Here is a 16,068-nt window from a genome sequence, read left to right on the forward strand (position 1 = left end):
AGGGTCAAATTCCACGCAGCAGCGCAGCGACACCGGTGCGGGCAATCTCGGACAGGCCAAGCGGACGCATCAGATCGGCAAAGGCGTCGATCTTTTCCGGCGCGCCGGTGATCTCGAAAACAAAGCTGTTCAGCGTGCTGTCAACCACATTGGCACGGAAGATATCCGCCAGCCGCAGCGCCTCGACGCGTTTTTCGCCTTCACCGGCGACCTTGAGGATCGCCAGTTCGCGCTCTACGGCCACGCCTTCGACGGTCAGGTCATGCACGTCGCGCACCGAAACGATCCGGCCCAGCTGGGCCTTGATCTGTTCAATCACCTGCGGGGTGCCGGTGGTGACGATGGTGATGCGCGATAGATGGCCGGTATGATCAACTTCGGCCACGGTCAGGCTTTCAATGTTGTAACCGCGGCCCGAGAACAGCCCGATGACACGGGCGAGAACACCGGGTTCGTTTTCCACCAGAACCGCAATTGTGTGCCGCTCCTGCACATCCGAAAACGTCGGGCGCAGGTTATAGGCGGAATGGCGGGTGGAGCCTTTTTTAATATGCAGGGCAGACATGTCGTGCCTTTCTCTCGTATGTCGCTGCCAGGAAAATTCGAATTTTCCTGGCAAATTTCTTCGAAGAAATTTGCGGCGCTGCCGCGTTACACCAGCACTGCGCCGCCGGCCTGGATAACGCCTTGCGTATCGGCCTCGCCCAGCAGCATCTCATTATGCGCCTTGCCTGACGGGATCATCGGGAAGCAGTTCTCGTGCTTTTCCACCAGGCAATCAAAGATCACCGGCCCGTCGAATTCGATCATTTCCATGATCGCATCATCCAGGTCCTTGGGATCGCTGACACAGATGCCCTTGGCGCCGAAAGCCTCGGCGAGTTTCACAAAATCGGGCAGCGATTCCGACCAGCTGTGCGAGTAGCGCTCGCCGTGCAGCAGTTCCTGCCACTGGCGCACCATGCCCAGGCGCTCGTTGTTGAGGATGAACTGTTTCACCGGCAGGCGGAACTGCATCGCGGTGCCCATCTCCTGCATGTTCATCAGCCAGGAGGCTTCGCCCGCGACGTTGATCACCAGCGCGTCCGGATGCGCCATCTGGGCGCCGATCGAGGCCGGAAAACCATAACCCATGGTGCCAAGCCCGCCCGAGGTCATCCAGCGGTTCGGATCCTCGAAATTCAGGTATTGCGCCGCCCACATCTGGTGCTGACCGACCTCGGTGGTGATGTAGCGGTCATGGCCCTTGGTCAGCTCTTCCAGGCGCTGCAGCGCATATTGCGGTTTGATGGTCTTTTCCGAATTCCTGAAGTCCAGGCAGTTCACCGCGCGCCATTCGTCGATCTGTTTGTGCCATTTGGCCAGCGCCTCGCGGTTCACCTTGCGGCCGCGCGACTTCCAGACCTTCAGGATGTCTTCCAGAACATGCGCGACATCGCCAACGATCGGGATATCGACCCGGATCACCTTGTTGATCGAGGAGGGGTCGATATCGATATGCGCCTTCTTCGAGTTCGGGCTGAAGGCGTCGATCTTGCCGGTAATGCGGTCGTCAAAGCGGGCGCCGATATTGATCATCAGATCACAGCCGTGCATCGCCATGTTGGCCTCATACAGCCCGTGCATCCCCAGCATTCCCAGCCAGTTTTTGCCCGAGGCCGGATAGGCGCCCAGCCCCATCAGGGTTGAGGTCACCGGGATGCCGGTGCCGTCCACCAGTTCGCGCAGCAATTGGCTGGCGGCATTGCCGGAGTTGATCACGCCGCCGCCGGTATAGAACACCGGGCGTTCAGCTGTCTCAAGGGCTGCGACCAGTTCAGTGATCTCTTCCATGTCGCCTTTGACTTGCGGCTGATAATGGGAGGCGGCGGGTTTCGGCCCGTTATAAGTGCCGTTTGCAAACTGCACGTCTTTGGGAATGTCGACCAGAACCGGACCGGGACGGCCCGAGGTGGCGACATGAAAGGCCTCGTGCAGGGTGCCGGCCAGCGCATCGGTGTCCTTGACCAGCCAGTTGTGCTTGGTGCAAGGGCGGGTGATGCCGACGGTATCGGCTTCCTGAAAGGCGTCCGAGCCGATCATGAAGGTCGGCACCTGGCCGGTCAGAACCACCAGCGGGATGGAATCAAGCAAGGCGTCCGTCAAGCCGGTCACCGCATTGGTGGCACCGGGGCCCGAGGTCACCAGCACAACGCCGGGTTTGCCGGTGGAGCGGGCATAGCCCTCGGCGGCGTGCACCGCGCCCTGTTCGTGGCGCACCAGCACGTGGCGGATGTCGTTTTGCAGAAAGATCTCGTCATAGATCGGCAGCACGGCGCCGCCTGGGTATCCGAAGACTACATCCACACCCTGATCCTTCAGGGCTTGGACAACCATCTTTGCGCCGGTCATTTCACGTGTCATCTGCTTTTTGCTCCAATTGGCGGCATCGTCCGTTACGCATAAAAAAAGCCCCCGATTTCAAGTCGGAGGCGCATGGGTTCGATTATGGTTTACCGTTACCGGCCCATGCGCTTGGTTCCTACGATTACGACTAGGGTGGTCACGGCCACAGGCTCCTTCTTGCGTTGCGGGCGACATTATGGGCGCTGGACAGGGGCGTCAACCGCCAAAGGTATCAAAAAAGCGCTGTGCGGGGACATTTTCTTGCTTGAGGCCCGGGTGCAGCGACATTTCCGCGAAGGCAGAGGGGCGCAGTGATGCGGAATCGTTCAAAACCGGCACGCCGGTGTCCCGTTTTTGCAAGATCAGCAGATTTTCCGCGGGCAGGCTCAACTCAAAAGAGCACACAGGGAAGGATGCAAAAATGGTTCAACTTTCTGATCTGGTCGATTTGGGGCGTTATCCGATCGACCGGCCCGGCTCCGAAGCTTATGCGCGGCTGATTGCGGATCTGCAGCGCGACCTGGGGCGGATGGCTGTGCGGTGCTGCCGGGATTTGTGCATCAGGACGGTATCGCCATGCTGGCTGCTGAAGCCGATGCGGTGGCGGAGAACGGCCACAAATCTTTCAGCCGCACCAATGCCTATTTCTCCAAAGACGACCCGGCGCTGCCGGAAACCCACCCGGTGCGCCAATTTTATGACCGCTCCAACGCCTTTATTCCGGCGGATAACTTCGGTGCGGACAGCCCGCTGCGGGCCATTTATGAGTTTTCCGGTTTCATGCCCTTCATCCGCACCGCTCTGGGGAGCCAGAGGACCGGTTTTTCCGCTATGACGATCCGCTGGCCGATGTGATCATCAACATGGTCGAGGAGGGGCAGGGCTTTCCTTGGCATTTCGACACCAACAATTACACGGTGACACTGGCGATCCAGAACGGCGAGGCGGGCGGCGATTTCGAATATGCCCCGATGCTGCGCACCCCATCGGATGAGAATTATGACGGCGTGGCGCGGGTGCTGGCGGGCGGTTCGCCGCTGGTGCGCAAACTGGTGCTGCAGCCCGGAGACTTGCAGATTTTCCGCGGCCGCTATTCGCTGCACCGGGTCGCCCCTGTCGAGGGTCCGCGCAGGCGCTATGTCGGTATCTTCTCCTTTGTCGAAAAGGAAGGCATGTGCGGCGGGGTTGAGCGCACCAAGCAGCTTTATGGCCGGGTACTGCCGCGGCATTACGAACGTGAAGGCCTGCGCGCTGACGCGTTGCGGGATTGATTGCTGCTTGACCCTTTGGCGGCAAGGGCAGCTTGAACCCATGGGGATCCGCAGTTTGAGCGCGATTGTCAGCCGCCCGTTCCGCACAGACATGGTTCCGCTCCAATACGCCAAGCGTTTCTATGGGCGGCTGCAGCAGAATTTCAAGGATCAGCGGCGGTTCCGCCATCGGCAGGAGCGGGAACGGGCAAGCCTTCCGGCAGGTGCGGTCTCGGTCTTTTCCAGGGCAGCTACCCGCATGAGACCGGCACCACGCGGTTCAGCGGCATCGCCATCCTGCAAGACGTTCAGGAGGGTGCCGGAGACCGCACGCGGGGCATTCTATACGGCGCTTCGGATCTTCACCACATGGCGGAGACCGTCACCCGGCCGGGGCAGTTTGATGCCGCGCTGGAACGCGCATTGGGCCGCACCGGCGGATATGCGCAAGTTACGACCTGGAACTTCCGGGACAATTGCCTGCAGGTCGGCGCGCCGGATCTTGAACAGAAGATCTGGGAAATCTATGCCCAGACAGGTTTCCCGCAGCGGCGGTTTTTATCCAGGTGATCCGGCAATGGGCCGATGCCGGGCGCCCTGGGGGAGGGCACCCGGCCAGCCGGGCACAACATTGTTGCAGCAATGCCGAGGATTACTCCGTCAGCGCGTTGTGCCCGAAATAGAGGAACTCCTTATCCATCCCCTGAACATCCGCGGCGGCCAGCGACAGTGATGCATTGTCCAGCATTTTAAAGCTTTTCTGATCCTTCACCCAGGCATCCGCCGGTTGCAGGGTCGACAGCGTATAGGTCGTGGTCTCCGACAAGTAGTGGGTGGGGATCACCACCTTGGGCTGGATCCGCTCAACCAGTGCATTGGCTTGGGCATAGGACAGGATATGTTCGGAGCCATCCACTGGCAGGGTCAGAACATCAATCCGGCCAATGGCATCCCAGAACCCGTCTGCCGGGTCAGGCCGGTTGTCGCCCCAGATCAGCGTGCGGATGCCGCCGGTTTCCACCACGTAGGTCACCATATCCATATGGCCCGGGTTATTGGGCGGACAGGCCTCAACCCCGAATTCGGCCAGCGCATCGGTCCACGGATACCAGCCCGGCGCCACGCAGGCGTGTTTGTCGGCGTAGCCGGTGATCTTCATGTCGGCGAACTCGAATGTGCCTACCATCCGGTCCAGCACCATGGTTGATTGCGGGCGGTCGATGGCGTCATGGTCGAAATGAGTATGGGTGGACATGGTGATGTCAACCAGAGTCTCCGGGAATTTCTGCTTGAACCACAGCCCCCACGCGCCCGACGGATCATCCCGCCACGGGTCGAACAGGATCGAGGTGCCGCCGGGTGAGATGATCTTAAAGGCGCAATGGCCGTAGAAATCGATTTTGACCTCGCCATCGGTGAATGACCCTGTGTTCTGCAGGTCGATCACATGGTTGTTGTTGCCGGGCTGCAGCCAGTCGGTGGATTGCGCCTGGGCGCTGGTACTGCCCAGAAGGCTGGCAGCAGTGCCCACACCTGCGGCACCTGCCGCAGCAAAGAAACTGCGCCGCGACAGCCCCGGTGCCAGATCATCTTTGCGCCCGTCCAGCCTCACCGGATCGAGGTTTTTCCTTTGCTCATCCATTGGTTCTGTCTCCCTGGTGTTTTCTGGCCGCCGCATTGGTGCAGCGATGCAATCAGGCTAGACAGGGTTGGACGTCAGGGGTGCCCCGGAAGAATATGGGGTAAATATGGGGGGCGGCCCCATAACAAGCGGCCGGAGGCCTGTGGCGGGTCTTTGCTGCGGGGGAAATCCGGGCCTTGGCGCCATCTCCGGATTCTGGCAGCTTGTCAGGAAACAAGTCCGGCGCAACCGGGCTGTAAAACAAACATCGGAACGGGCAGCAGCATGGATATCACACGGCGTCATTTTGGATTTGGTCTTGCGGCTTTCGGACTGACCGCCTGCAGCAGTACGGTGCCGTCTGGCAGCGGCCCCAGCGGCGCAACCGGCCTGCCCGCAGACCTGCGCCCGGCGCCCAATGCGGGCTATGATGCCTGGGTTGCTGCCTTTCGCATCCGGGCAGAAGCGCGCGGCATTTCCCAATCTACCCTGCGCGCAGCGTTCCGCGGTGCGGGCTACCTGCCCGGTGTTGTCAAACGCGACCGCAACCAGACCGAATTCAAGCGCACGCTGGAGGATTACCTTTCTATCGCCGTTTCGGACGAGCGCCTGTCCAAAGGCCGCGCCGCCTTTGCCCGGCATCAGTCCACCTTGCGGGCGCTGGAGCGCGCTTACGGCGTTGATGCGGAAATCATCTGCGCAATCTGGGGGCTGGAGAGTTTTTACGGTGAGCGCCGCGGCAATGTGCCGGTGATCTCGGCCACGTCAACGCTGGCCTATGACGGACGCCGCGGAGCGTTCTTTGAAAAACAGCTGATTGCAGCACTGAAGATCCTGCAAAACGGCGATACCACGCCTGCGCGGATGAGCGGCAGCTGGGCTGGCGCGATGGGGCATACCCAGTTCATCCCGACATCTTATCAGGCCTTTGCGGTTGATTTCACTGGTGACGGACGCCGCGACATCTGGTCCGAGGATCCCAGCGACGCGCTGGCCTCCACCGCGGCCTATCTGCAGCGCAATGGCTGGACCCGCGGGCAGAAATGGGGCGGCGAGGCCGGGGCGCCGGGAACCCCCGCAGGCCGTACCCTGCAGCCGCAGGCGGGCGGACCGAAGTTCCTGGTCACTGGAAACTTCAATGCGATCAAGCGCTACAACAATTCGGATTCCTATGCGATCGGGGTGGGCCATCTGGCTGACCGTATCGCAGGCGGGGGCCCGCTGCGGGCCAGTTTCCCGCCGGACCGATACGGGCTGACCAAGGATGACCGCATCCTGCTGCAAAAACGCCTGACGGCCAAAGGGTTCGATACCGGCGGCGCCGACGGTGTGCTGGGACCGAAAAGCCGTGCTGCCATCAGCGGCTTTCAGTCCAGCCGCGGATTGCCCGCAACAGGTGATCCGTCGCAGGTGCTGCTCAGCAGCCTCAGATAACCGGGCTACCCGGCCGAATTCAGCGCGATCAGATGCTGGCGCAGGTTCTCGCGCCGGCTGAGGCCCAGCTTCTGGCGGATGTTGTTGCGGTGAAAGTCGATGGTGCTGGTCTCCCGCCCCAAGGTGGCCGCGATCTCCTTGGTGGTGCGGCCCATCATGATCAGCTGCATGATCTCAGTCTCCGCAGGCGTCAGCTGCTCCAGTGTCTCGGCCAGCTTGGAGGACAGGCTTGAGGTGATGTTCTTGAGATTATCCTCAACCATCTGCAAATAGGCGCTTTGCAACTCCCGGTCCGCATCCAGATGCCGCAGCTTGGCCACATAGGGCAGCACCATGCCCTTAATCTGCTGCTCGATCTGCTGCTCACTCTCGTGGCGCGAGGCCTCCACATTGTCAATCAGCACCCGCAATGCGGTATTGGCATCTTCCAAAGCTTTGGTGCGGCGTTTGATGGTGTCTTCGCGCGCCCGCACAGTCTCGCGCAGCTCCGCCTGGGCCTGTTTGCGCTGGGCGACCTCCAGCAGCAGCGCCAGATCGCCCTCGACCACCCGGCAGAATTCCTGCAGGCCTTTGCGGAACATCAGGGCGCGTTTGTTGCGGCGGGTGTCGAGCACGCAGATGGTGCCGTAAACCTCGCCGTCCGGCCATTTGATCGGGTAGCCGATGTAGAAGGACATGGCGTGCTCCATGTCCTCGTTGTCCTGCCAGCGGGGATCGCATCGGGCGTCCTCAACCACCAGTTCGCCGTCTGCCTCAAACACGCCGAAGCAATAGAGCTTTTCATTCAGGTGGTACTTGCGGCCGGGGTAATAGGGATTGTTTTCCGCCGCGTTCGATACTTTGACCCGGTGATCCAGATCCACTGTTGCCATGATCAATGCGGCGGGCACATCGGTCAGCTCGGCCACCAGATCCACCACCCGCTGCCATTTGGCCTGGGTTTCAGGTGTGATCGGGGGTTTGTCCGTCGTCATAGCGCGTCTCCTTGGTCCGGGAGGCTAGGGCAGGGGCGGCACATCACAAAGGCAAAACTGCGGGAGAGGATCAGAACCCGGCGCCGGTCCCCTGCAGCACGCCATGCTCCAGCGCGTATCGCGTCAGGCCGGCGGTGGAGGAAATGCCCAGTTTGCGTTTGATGTTCTTGCGGTGCGTCTCAACGGTTCTGACCGAGATATCAAGCGCTTGGGCGACTTCCTTGTTGGACTTCCCCTGTGCCAGCTCCAGCAGGATGGTCTGTTCCCGGCCCGTGAGCGCCTCGCGGCTGTCGCCGCCCTTGGGCTTCAGCGAACCCGCGGCCCCGGTGCAAAGATAGGTCTGCCCCTTCATCACCGCATCAACGGCCTGTTTGATCTCTTCTGTGGGTACATCCTTGAGCACATACCCCATGGCGCCATGGCTGAGCGCGGTGGAGATATATTCGGCGCTGTCATGCATCGACAGGATCAGGATGCGGGTGCCGGGGTGTTGTTCCAGAATGATCTCGGTCGCGCTCAGCCCGCCAAGATTGGGCATGTTCAGATCCATCAGCACCACATCCGGCGCCAAGGTGCCCATCTGTTCCACCGCGTCGCGCCCGTCAGTCAATGAGCCGACGACCTCGATATCATCATAGCTTTCCAGGATCGACTGGATGCCCTCGGCGACCATCGGGTGGTCATCCACGATCAGAACTTTCACAGGATCAGCCATCATCCCCCACAAGGCAGCTTTCCATCAGTTGAGAGGCCCGCAAGACGCCGTATCCTCCCCCGGTTACGGCAATTGCACAGGCGTTCCCTCTTCACCCGGCGGCAGCAGATGGCTCAGAGGCAGGCTTGCCTCGATCACCGTGCCGCTTTGGGTGCCTCGTGATGACAGAATGCGCAAGGCCCCGTCAAGCTGCTCAATCCGTTCCTGCATATTGCGCAGGCCAATGCCCGGCCCGCTGCGCGCATCGCGCGGCGGCAATCCGCGGCCATTGTCGGTGATCCGCATGGTGGCGCCTTTGGTGTGGCCGCGCAGGTCGATGCTGACCTTGCTGGCCTCGGCATGGCGTTCGATATTGGTCAGCGCTTCCTGCGCAATCCGGTACAGCGCGATCTTGGCATCCTGATCCAGCCGGTTGCGGAACACCACAGTGGAAAATTCTGTCTCAATGCCGGTGCGGGCGGCAAAATCATCCGTCAGCGCCTTCAGCGCCGGGCCAAGGCCCAGATCGTCCAGCACACCGGGACGCAGGTCGCGGCTGATACGGCGCACTTCGGTGATTGCAGTCAGCAGGTTATCGGCGCCTTTCTCCAGTGGTGCCGCAGCACCGTCGCTGTCACCGCGGGACAGCCGCCGGCGGGTGTTGTCCAGCGCATAGCGCACCCCGACCAAAAGCTGGCTGATGCCGTCATGAAGCTCTCGCGCCACCCGGCCGCGCTCTTCTTCCTGGGCATCGAACACCCGCTGGGTCAGCTCCTTCAGCTTGGCATCCGCCAGCCGCCTCTCACGCAGGTTCAGGAACATGCCGGAGGCAAAGACCAGCACCAGAGAGACCAGAGTGATACCGCCGATATAGAAGAATGTACGCTGCACCCGGGCCTCAACCTCGGCCCGCGAGGCGGCAACCGAAGCCAGCACATCGTCAATGAACACGCCGGTGCCGATCGCCCACTGCCAATCCTGCAGCCCCAGCACATAGGCGATCATCTGCGCCTCTTCCCCGGTTGAGGGCTTCTCCCAGGTGAAGCTGTGCCAGCCCGCACCGATCCGGGCCAGGCGGATGAATTCATCCACCACCGGCACCCCGGTGCTGTCGGTCAGCCCAGCCCAATTGCGGTTGATAAATTCTGTCTGCCGCGGGCTGACCAGATTGGTGCCGTCGTAGTCATAGACAAAAAAGAACCCGTCCTTGCCGTAGATCATCGCGCTGAGGATCTGGGTGACCCGCTCTTTGGCTTCGGCATCATCGGGGGCGGCCAGCCCGTAGATATGGGCGAAGCCATTGCGCGCCTGGGTCACGTAATTGCGCAGCTCGGCCTTCTTGGCCTCCAGCAGCTGCAGTTCCAGCGCTTGGATTTCACGTTCGGCGAGGCTGCGCGACTGATAGCCCACCAGCACAGCAATCGCGGTGCCCGCCACGATCAGCGGCAGGGTCATCAGCAGCGACAGCTTCTGCGCATAGGTGGGGCGCAGAATGGATTGGAACAGGCGCATCAGCAGGTCCCCGGAATTGGTCAGATTCTTGTACCGAATCATTTTGCAGCCGCCCAGAGGAATCACATGGGCAGGAGGTATTTGCTCTTAAGGCGGGAGTGGTCCCCTGGGGATTCGCGCCGGGAATGCAGGAACTTTCCGGCGAATGCCCTCAAAAACGTGCCGTTCTACGCAGTACTAGGTATTCACATAAAATTCATCGCCGCTAGGCTGGCCGCACTCGAACCGATCCGCCCGGGGGACCTTCCGGGCAATCCGAAGAATAAATGGGAGGAATAATTAATGGATCGCCGTTCTTTTTTGAGAACTTCCGCGCTGGGCGGGACTGCCGCCGCAGCCGGCACGCTGGCTGCACCGGCCTATGCCCAGGGCAAGCGCACCCTGACCATGGTCACCACCTGGGGCCGCGGCCTGGCGGGTGTGCATGATTCCGCACAGTATGTTGCCGACGCCATCACCGCCATGTCCGGTGGCGACCTGACCGTTGAGGTGAAAGCCGCAGGCGAGCTGGTCGGCGCGTTCGAAGTGTTCGACGCCGTGACCGCAGGCCAGGCCGACATGTACCATGGTGCCGACTATTATTTCACCGGCCAGCACCCGGGCTACGCTTATTTCACCGCCGTGCCTTTTGGCATGACCCCGCAGGAACTGACCAACTGGTACTACCACGGCGAAGGCCATGCGCTGCATGACGAGCTGGGCCAGATTTTCGGCCTCAAGTCCTTCATCGGCGGCAACACCGGCCCGCAGGCCGGCGGCTGGTACAACAAGGAAATCAAAGGCCCCGAAGATTTCAACGGCCTGAAATTCCGGATGCCGGGCCTGGGCGGCAAGGCGCTGGGCAAACTGGGCGCCTCGGTGCAGAACATCCCCGGTTCCGAAGTCTATCAGGCGCTGTCCTCCGGCGCGATCGACGGCACCGAGTGGATCGGCCCCTGGGCGGACGAGAAGGCCGGCTTCCAGGAAATCACCAAGACCTACTACACCGCAGGTTTCCACGAGCCGGGCGCGGCGCTGTCGGTTGCCACCAACCGCGATGTGTTCGAGGGCCTGTCGCCTGCGCACCAGAAGGTCATTGAAATGGCGTCCGCCGCCGGCCACCAGTGGAGCCTGGCGCAGTTCATGAACAACAACGGTGCGGCGCTGCAGCGCCTGCAGTCCGGCGGCGTGAAAACCCTGGAATTCCCGGACAGCGTCTGGGATGCCTTCGGATCCGCCACCAAGGACACCCTGGACGAGTTCATGGGCGACGAATTGTTTGCAAAAATCCGCAGCAGCGTCGAAGCCTCGATGAAGGCCTCCTCGGGCTGGATCACCAAATCCGAAGGCGCCTACCGCGTTCAGCGCGACCGCGTCCTGGGCTAATCTGCCTGAAAGGCATCAATCGGATCCTCCGCCGCCGCGCGGGGATCCACATGCAGTTGCTGAAACTACGGGACGGCCGGCAGACGCCGCGCGCCCAACCCGCTAGCGGCAGCTTCGCAGCAATCTTCCCGGGGGAAACATGCAGGAAGAGAGTGGCATCACCTTCTTTGGCGCAATCTGGGGCGGGCTTGTCTGGCTGATCCAGAACATCGCCGGCGCCTTTTACAATTTCGGCTACGCCGTCACCCATCCGCAGCTGTGGCTTGACTGGTCCGACAAGGCCTCGGTCATGCGCTTTGTCTACTACGGCGGCTCGGTCGAGTTTTTCTTTGTCGTATTCACCGCCTTCCTGGTGCTGACCGCTATCGGCCTGTACTTTCGCAATGTCATGTGGGGCATGGTGCGCGGGCTGGAAGGGCTGGCCAACACCGTGGGCCGCTTCTTTGCCTGGGCCGGCCTTTTGATGGTCTTGCAACAGATCATCATTGTCTTCATGCAGCGCGTGTTTGCCCGGCCTGATATCAGTTTCGGCTTTGGCATCCCGTTTTCGCAGGACATCAGCTGGTTTGCTGAAGAACTGAAGCTTTACAATGCCTTGGTTGTCTGTCTTTGCGTGACTTACACATTTGTGCAGGGCGGCCATGTGCGGGTGGACCTGATCTATTCCGGCATTAGTTTCCGCGCCAAGCGGGTGGTCGACATGCTCGGCTCGCTTTTGTTCATGATGCCCACGGCAGTGCTGACCTGGATGTACGGCTGGTTCTTCCTGTGGCGCCACCTGATCGTGCCGAAACCCTCGGCCTCGGACAGCCTGGACCGGCTGGTGATGAAATCCCGCGCCCTGCGCTGGAATGTGGAGACCATCGGGTTCAGCCCCAACGGGTTCAATGCCTACTTCCTGTTCAAGATCCTGCTGGTGCTGTTTGCGGGCCTCGTGTTCCTGCACGCCATTGCCTTCTTCTACCGCTCTTATCTTGAGTTCGTCGAAGGCCAAGGCAGCGAAAACAAATACCTCGACAAGGACAGCCTTGGAGAGGGTGAAGAAGCCTACGAAGGCACGCACTAAAGGGACGTCAGAAACATGTTATTTGGACTTGATGGCGTCGAAATCGGCCTGCTCATCGTATTCATGTGCCTCTTCGGGGCATCCTCTCCGGCTTTCCGGTGGCCTTTGCCATCGGCGGTGCCGGGATCATCTCCTTCGGGATTATTGCGGCGCTGGACAGCTCCGGTATCCTGATCCACCAGGCCATCGACACCTCGTCGCAGGCCTACCGCGATCTGGTGAATTCCGGCATCCGGCCGGATAAGGTTTCGGTCTTCCGATACCCGGACCTGCCAACACTGGCGGAACCTGTGTTCACACAAGGCTGGGAAGTGGCGCTCGACCGCAATGTCTCCTTCATCGTCAACCGGATGAATGAGCGGGTTCTGGCCGGTGCCTCGATTGAAACCCTGCTGGCGGTTTTGATGTTTGTTCTGATGGGCATCACCCTGGAACGTTCCAAGATCGCCAACGATCTCTTGACCACCATGGCGCGCGTCTTTGGCCCGCTGCCCGGCGGTCTGGCGGTGTCGATTGTGGTTGTGGGGGCCTTCCTTGCCGCCTCCACCGGTATTGTCGGCGCCACCGTGGTGACCATGGGTCTCTTGGCGCTGCCCACCATGCTGCGCAACAACTATTCACCGGAACTGGCAACCGGCGTGATTGCGGCGTCCGGTACCCTGGGCCAGATCATCCCGCCGTCCATCGTGATTGTTCTACTGGGCACGCTCGCGGGCGACCTGTATTCCACCGCGCAGGAAACCCGCGCGATGGAGGCGGGCTGTTCCGACGCGCTGACTTATCTGGGTGAGCCTGCGGTGGTGTCGGTCGGCACCTTGTTCCAGGCGGCGCTGCTGCCGGGAATCCTGCTGGCGCTGCTTTATGCAACTTACGCCTTTGGCTATGCACTGCTGAACCCGCACAAGGCACCTGCCGTGGCGATGGAGCCCGGCACTGGCGAGGTGATCACCCGCGGTGAAGGCCTGACCTGGTTCCTGGCGGTTCCGGCGGCCTTGGTTGGCGGTGCCATCCTGCTGGGCAGCTTCAACGTGATCGGCAGCCAGAACATCACCGTTTCGACATTCTCGGACGCGGGCGAGACAGCCTCCCTGCGCACCAATGTCGGTGCCGAGTGCAAGGCCGCGATGATCGACCTGCACGGGCAGGAGGATTGGGACGCCGCTGTTGCCGAACAGGAGGCCATCGAGGCTGCTGGCGGTGTGACCCTGTCAGAACGGCTGAGCGAGGATGAAATCATCGCCGCCCGTGATGCCAAGATCGCCGCCGCCGCGCCGATCGGCACCGGCATTTCGGTGATCATGATCCTGCTGGGGCTGGTGCTGGCCTTTGGCCGCGGTGTGGCGCCGTCGCGCGATGCCAAGCCGCTGATCCTGGGCGCCATCGGCGTGCTGCTGGTTGCGCTGGTGGATCTGGTGGCAATTGCACCCACAACCTCGGCCGGTGCGACTGTGCTGTGGATTGCACTGCCGCTGCTGCTGGCGCTTTGGGGCTGCCGCGAGGCCGCTGCGCGCTGCGCCGGAAACGATCTGATCCGGGTGGTGTTTCCGCCACTGGTGCTGATTGTTGCGGTGCTTGGGTCGATCCTGGGCGGCATCACCAACCCGACGCCCGCTGCGGCGCTGGGGGCAGGCGGTGCCATCATGCTGGCGGCCTACCGCAAGCTGCAGGATCAGGGCCGGTCCGGCAAGATTATCATCTGGTCCACCTTTGCCGTCATGCTGTGCATCCTGGTTGGCATGAATTTTGATCTGCGGGTGAACCAGGGCGGCGTTTCCCTGGAAAGCTGGATTGCATTCTTTGTGGCCTACGGCGCCTATCTGTTTGCGCTGTTCGGGCTGCTTTACGGCTGCTGGGTGCTGTTCAAATCAGGCGTGCTGTCACCGATTGTGCGGGAGACCGCCAAGGTGACCTCAATGGTGTTCACCATCCTGATCGGCTCGCAGCTGTTGAATCTGGTGGTGATCTCCTTTGGCGGCGAACACTATATCCAGCAGTTCCTGAAGAGCTTTGACAACGAGATGACGGTCTTTTTGATCGTGATGCTGGTGCTGTTCTTCCTGGGTTTTGTGCTGGACTTCCTGGAGATCATCTACATCGTGATCCCCATCGTCGGACCGGTGATCTATGGCGGTTCGTTTGATCCGAAATGGGTCACCATTATGGTGGCGGTGAACCTGCAGACCTCGTTCCTGACACCGCCCTTCGGCTTTGCGCTGTTTTATTTGCGCGGGGTTGCGCCCAAGGAGGTGACAACGGCCCATATCTACCGCGGGGTTGCGCCGTTTGTGCTGATCCAGGTGGTGGGCATCGGCATCTTGTGGGCCTTCCCGGCGATTGTGACCATCGTGCCGGCGCTGATTCCGAACTGACCAGGGCAACAGGAATAGTTAAACGGAAAAGGGGCCCCATGCGGGCCCCTTTGCTTTTACGGGGGGAGGGGCGCTGCCCCTCTGCGCCTGCGGCGCATTCACCCCGGAGTATTTGCAGAAAGATGAAACGAGGCGGCGCCGGTTTCAGGCGAACTGGATCAGGTCCCAGCGGTTGCCGAAAGGATCGCGCCAGACCGCAACGGTGCCATAGGGTTCATGGCGCGGCTGTTCCTCGAATATGACGCCCTGAGCCTGCATCGCCGCGTGGTCGCGGGCAAAGTCATCTGAAGCCAGGAACAACCCGACACGGCCGCCGAACTGGCTGCCGATGGCAGCCTCCTGTTCCGGTCCTTTGGCACGGGCCAGGATCAAGCTGCCCTGGCTGGCGCCCGGCGGCAGGATACGGACCCAGCGTTTGCTGCCCTGATCAATATCCTCGGCCAGCTGCCAGCCAAGCCGGCCGCAGTAAAATGCAATTGCGGCGTCGTAATCCGGCACCAGCAGTGAAACGGCGTGAATATGCTGCATCAGCGGCTTCGATGGATAGGCTGTTCAGGCAACTGGATATTGGCGACCTGTTCGGCAATCGGATCGGTGGACAGCGGATGGCCGGCGGCTTCGAACTCAGACGGGTCGGACATCTTTTTCCATTCGCTGCGGTGATAAATTTCCAGGCCTGCGAACTTGGCCTTGTAGCTCATCTTCTGGCTGCCGGGCACCCAGTAGCCGAGGTAGACATAAGGCAGCCCGGCCTCGCGGGCGATGGCGATATGGTCGAGGATCATAAACGTGCCCAGCGAATTCTGCGGCTGGTCCGGGGCGTAGAAGGAATAGACCATGCTGAGCCCATCCTCCAGCACGTCGGTCAGTGATACCGCCGTCAGCTTGTTGGATCCGGCCTCGCCATATTCCACAACCCGGCTGCGCACCGGGGTTTCCTCGATCATAGCGGCGTACTCGAAGACATCCATATCCGCCATGCCGCCATCGGCATGGCGGCTGTCGAGATAGCTGCGGAACAGCGAAAACTGGTCTTCGGTTGCCCAGGGCGAGGTTGCACGCCGTTCCAGATGCGCATTGCGTTTAAGCGTGCGTTTCTGGCTGCGGGTAGCAGTAAAGGCCGCCACATCGATCCGCGCCGACAGGCAGGCGGAACATTCCGAACAGGACGGCCGGTAAAGCACGTTCTGCGAGCGTCTGAAACCCTGTTGGCTAAGGCTGTTGTTCAGTTGCTCCACCCCGTCGCCCTGCAGCGCGGTGAACAGCTTGCGCTCCATCCGGCCCTCCAGATACGGGCAGGGCTGCGGCGCCGTCACATAAAACTGCGGTGCAATAGGAAGGGTATGGCGCATCAGAACTCTTCAGCAGTTTCACAGGACAGACGGAACGGTTCGCAAC

At 61.2% G+C, this 16,068-nt stretch carries 15 protein-coding genes and 1 pseudogene; 7 read left to right on the forward strand and 9 right to left on the reverse strand.

Annotated features, from left to right (window positions below):
- Positions 1 to 4 precede the first annotated feature (4 nt).
- From ilvN to ETW23_RS25085, 3 genes are all read right to left on the reverse strand, one after another.
- A complete protein-coding gene (ilvN, locus tag ETW23_RS07505) occupies positions 5 to 565 on the reverse strand; it encodes an acetolactate synthase small subunit (protein WP_129370479.1) in 561 nt (186 codons plus the stop codon).
- An 86-nt stretch (positions 566 to 651) separates the two neighbouring features.
- Positions 652 to 2,403: an acetolactate synthase 3 large subunit gene (locus ETW23_RS07510; RefSeq protein WP_129370480.1), complete on the reverse strand. Its 1,752-nt coding sequence runs from the start codon at positions 2,401 to 2,403 to the stop codon at positions 652 to 654.
- A 198-nt stretch (positions 2,404 to 2,601) separates the two neighbouring features.
- Positions 2,602 to 2,775 carry a hypothetical protein gene (locus tag ETW23_RS25085; protein WP_167738094.1) on the reverse strand — a complete coding sequence of 58 codons (174 nt, stop codon included), beginning with the start codon at positions 2,773 to 2,775 and terminating at the stop codon, positions 2,602 to 2,604.
- A gap of 150 nt (positions 2,776 to 2,925) precedes the next feature.
- Here ETW23_RS25085 and ETW23_RS26725 point away from each other — a divergent pair, with 150 nt between their 5' ends.
- From ETW23_RS26725 to ETW23_RS07520, 3 genes are all read left to right on the forward strand, one after another.
- Positions 2,926 to 3,240: a hypothetical protein gene (locus tag ETW23_RS26725; protein WP_368075879.1), complete on the forward strand. Its 315-nt coding sequence runs from the start codon at positions 2,926 to 2,928 to the stop codon at positions 3,238 to 3,240.
- Complete coding sequence (locus ETW23_RS26730; protein WP_368075880.1) at positions 3,237 to 3,656, forward strand: hypothetical protein; 420 nt, start codon at positions 3,237 to 3,239, stop codon at positions 3,654 to 3,656. The genes ETW23_RS26725 and ETW23_RS26730 overlap by 4 nt, the downstream gene beginning before the upstream one ends.
- Before the next feature lie 348 nt (positions 3,657 to 4,004).
- Positions 4,005 to 4,205, forward strand: coding sequence for a hypothetical protein (locus ETW23_RS07520; protein WP_134829611.1), 201 nt, complete (start codon positions 4,005 to 4,007; stop codon positions 4,203 to 4,205).
- Between the two features lie 82 nt (positions 4,206 to 4,287).
- Here the strand turns inward: ETW23_RS07520 and ETW23_RS07525 are convergent, their stop codons facing one another.
- Entirely contained in the window at positions 4,288 to 5,277 is a 990-nt protein-coding gene (locus ETW23_RS07525) for an MBL fold metallo-hydrolase (protein ID WP_134829612.1), read from the reverse strand.
- A 264-nt stretch (positions 5,278 to 5,541) separates the two neighbouring features.
- Here ETW23_RS07525 and ETW23_RS07530 point away from each other — a divergent pair, with 264 nt between their 5' ends.
- Positions 5,542 to 6,690 (forward strand): lytic murein transglycosylase, encoded by a 1,149-nt coding sequence (locus ETW23_RS07530; RefSeq protein WP_134829613.1) that lies wholly within the window; start codon positions 5,542 to 5,544, stop codon positions 6,688 to 6,690.
- A 5-nt stretch (positions 6,691 to 6,695) separates the two neighbouring features.
- Here ETW23_RS07530 and ETW23_RS07535 read toward each other — a convergent pair whose 3' ends face one another.
- The 3 genes from ETW23_RS07535 to ETW23_RS07545 all read right to left on the reverse strand — a co-directional run bounded on the left by ETW23_RS07535 (position 6,696) and on the right by ETW23_RS07545 (position 9,870).
- Complete coding sequence (locus tag ETW23_RS07535) at positions 6,696 to 7,664, reverse strand: LuxR C-terminal-related transcriptional regulator (RefSeq protein WP_134829614.1); 969 nt, start codon at positions 7,662 to 7,664, stop codon at positions 6,696 to 6,698.
- Between the two features lie 70 nt (positions 7,665 to 7,734).
- Entirely contained in the window at positions 7,735 to 8,379 is a 645-nt protein-coding gene (locus ETW23_RS07540) for a response regulator transcription factor (RefSeq protein WP_129370486.1), read from the reverse strand.
- 63 nt (positions 8,380 to 8,442) lie between these two features.
- On the reverse strand, positions 8,443 to 9,870 hold the full coding sequence (locus ETW23_RS07545; RefSeq protein ID WP_134831279.1) for a cache domain-containing protein: 1,428 nt from the start codon (positions 9,868 to 9,870) through the stop codon (positions 8,443 to 8,445).
- Positions 9,871 to 10,152: 282 nt separating this feature from the next.
- Here ETW23_RS07545 and ETW23_RS07550 point away from each other — a divergent pair, with 282 nt between their 5' ends.
- The 3 genes and pseudogenes from ETW23_RS07550 (at position 10,153) to ETW23_RS07560 (ending at position 14,670) form a co-directional block, all read left to right on the forward strand.
- Positions 10,153 to 11,235, forward strand: coding sequence for a TRAP transporter substrate-binding protein (locus tag ETW23_RS07550; protein WP_129370488.1), 1,083 nt, complete (start codon positions 10,153 to 10,155; stop codon positions 11,233 to 11,235).
- A 139-nt stretch (positions 11,236 to 11,374) separates the two neighbouring features.
- Positions 11,375 to 12,301, forward strand: coding sequence for a TRAP transporter small permease subunit (locus ETW23_RS07555; RefSeq protein WP_134829615.1), 927 nt, complete (start codon positions 11,375 to 11,377; stop codon positions 12,299 to 12,301).
- A gap of 15 nt (positions 12,302 to 12,316) precedes the next feature.
- Positions 12,317 to 14,670 (forward strand): annotated as a pseudogene (locus ETW23_RS07560) (TRAP transporter large permease subunit).
- Positions 14,671 to 14,814: 144 nt separating this feature from the next.
- Here ETW23_RS07560 and ETW23_RS07565 read toward each other — a convergent pair.
- Both ETW23_RS07565 and ETW23_RS07570 read right to left on the reverse strand, forming a co-directional pair.
- The gene (locus ETW23_RS07565) at positions 14,815 to 15,198 is read right to left on the reverse strand and encodes a VOC family protein (RefSeq protein WP_134829616.1); all 384 of its coding nucleotides are present in this window, start codon (positions 15,196 to 15,198) and stop codon (positions 14,815 to 14,817) included.
- Complete coding sequence (locus ETW23_RS07570) at positions 15,198 to 16,022, reverse strand: arginyltransferase (RefSeq protein WP_129370492.1); 825 nt, start codon at positions 16,020 to 16,022, stop codon at positions 15,198 to 15,200. Before ETW23_RS07570 ends, ETW23_RS07565 begins: the two co-directional genes overlap by 1 nt.
- Between the last annotated feature and the right edge of the window lie 46 nt (positions 16,023 to 16,068).

It is taken from the genome of Leisingera sp. NJS201, assembly GCF_004535885.1.
Lineage (GTDB): Bacteria > Pseudomonadota > Alphaproteobacteria > Rhodobacterales > Rhodobacteraceae > Leisingera.

Excerpts from the sequence above, each read along its gene's own strand:
- ETW23_RS07535 (WP_134829614.1), bottom strand. The coding sequence starts at position 7,664 with ATGACGACGGACAAACCCCCGATCACACCTGAAACCCAGGCCAAATGG.
- ETW23_RS07565 (WP_134829616.1), bottom strand. The coding sequence starts at position 15,198 with ATGCAGCATATTCACGCCGTTTCACTGCTGGTGCCGGATTACGACGCC.
- ilvN (WP_129370479.1), bottom strand. The coding sequence starts at position 565 with ATGTCTGCCCTGCATATTAAAAAAGGCTCCACCCGCCATTCCGCCTAT.
- ETW23_RS07555 (WP_134829615.1), top strand. The coding sequence starts at position 11,375 with ATGCAGGAAGAGAGTGGCATCACCTTCTTTGGCGCAATCTGGGGCGGG.
- ETW23_RS07545 (WP_134831279.1), bottom strand. The coding sequence starts at position 9,870 with ATGCGCCTGTTCCAATCCATTCTGCGCCCCACCTATGCGCAGAAGCTG.
- ETW23_RS07525 (WP_134829612.1), bottom strand. The coding sequence starts at position 5,277 with ATGGATGAGCAAAGGAAAAACCTCGATCCGGTGAGGCTGGACGGGCGC.
- ETW23_RS07510 (WP_129370480.1), bottom strand. The coding sequence starts at position 2,403 with ATGACACGTGAAATGACCGGCGCAAAGATGGTTGTCCAAGCCCTGAAG.
- ETW23_RS07520 (WP_134829611.1), top strand. The coding sequence starts at position 4,005 with ATGGCGGAGACCGTCACCCGGCCGGGGCAGTTTGATGCCGCGCTGGAA.
- ETW23_RS07530 (WP_134829613.1), top strand. The coding sequence starts at position 5,542 with ATGGATATCACACGGCGTCATTTTGGATTTGGTCTTGCGGCTTTCGGA.
- ETW23_RS07570 (WP_129370492.1), bottom strand. The coding sequence starts at position 16,022 with ATGCGCCATACCCTTCCTATTGCACCGCAGTTTTATGTGACGGCGCCG.
- ETW23_RS07550 (WP_129370488.1), top strand. The coding sequence starts at position 10,153 with ATGGATCGCCGTTCTTTTTTGAGAACTTCCGCGCTGGGCGGGACTGCC.
- ETW23_RS07540 (WP_129370486.1), bottom strand. The coding sequence starts at position 8,379 with ATGGCTGATCCTGTGAAAGTTCTGATCGTGGATGACCACCCGATGGTC.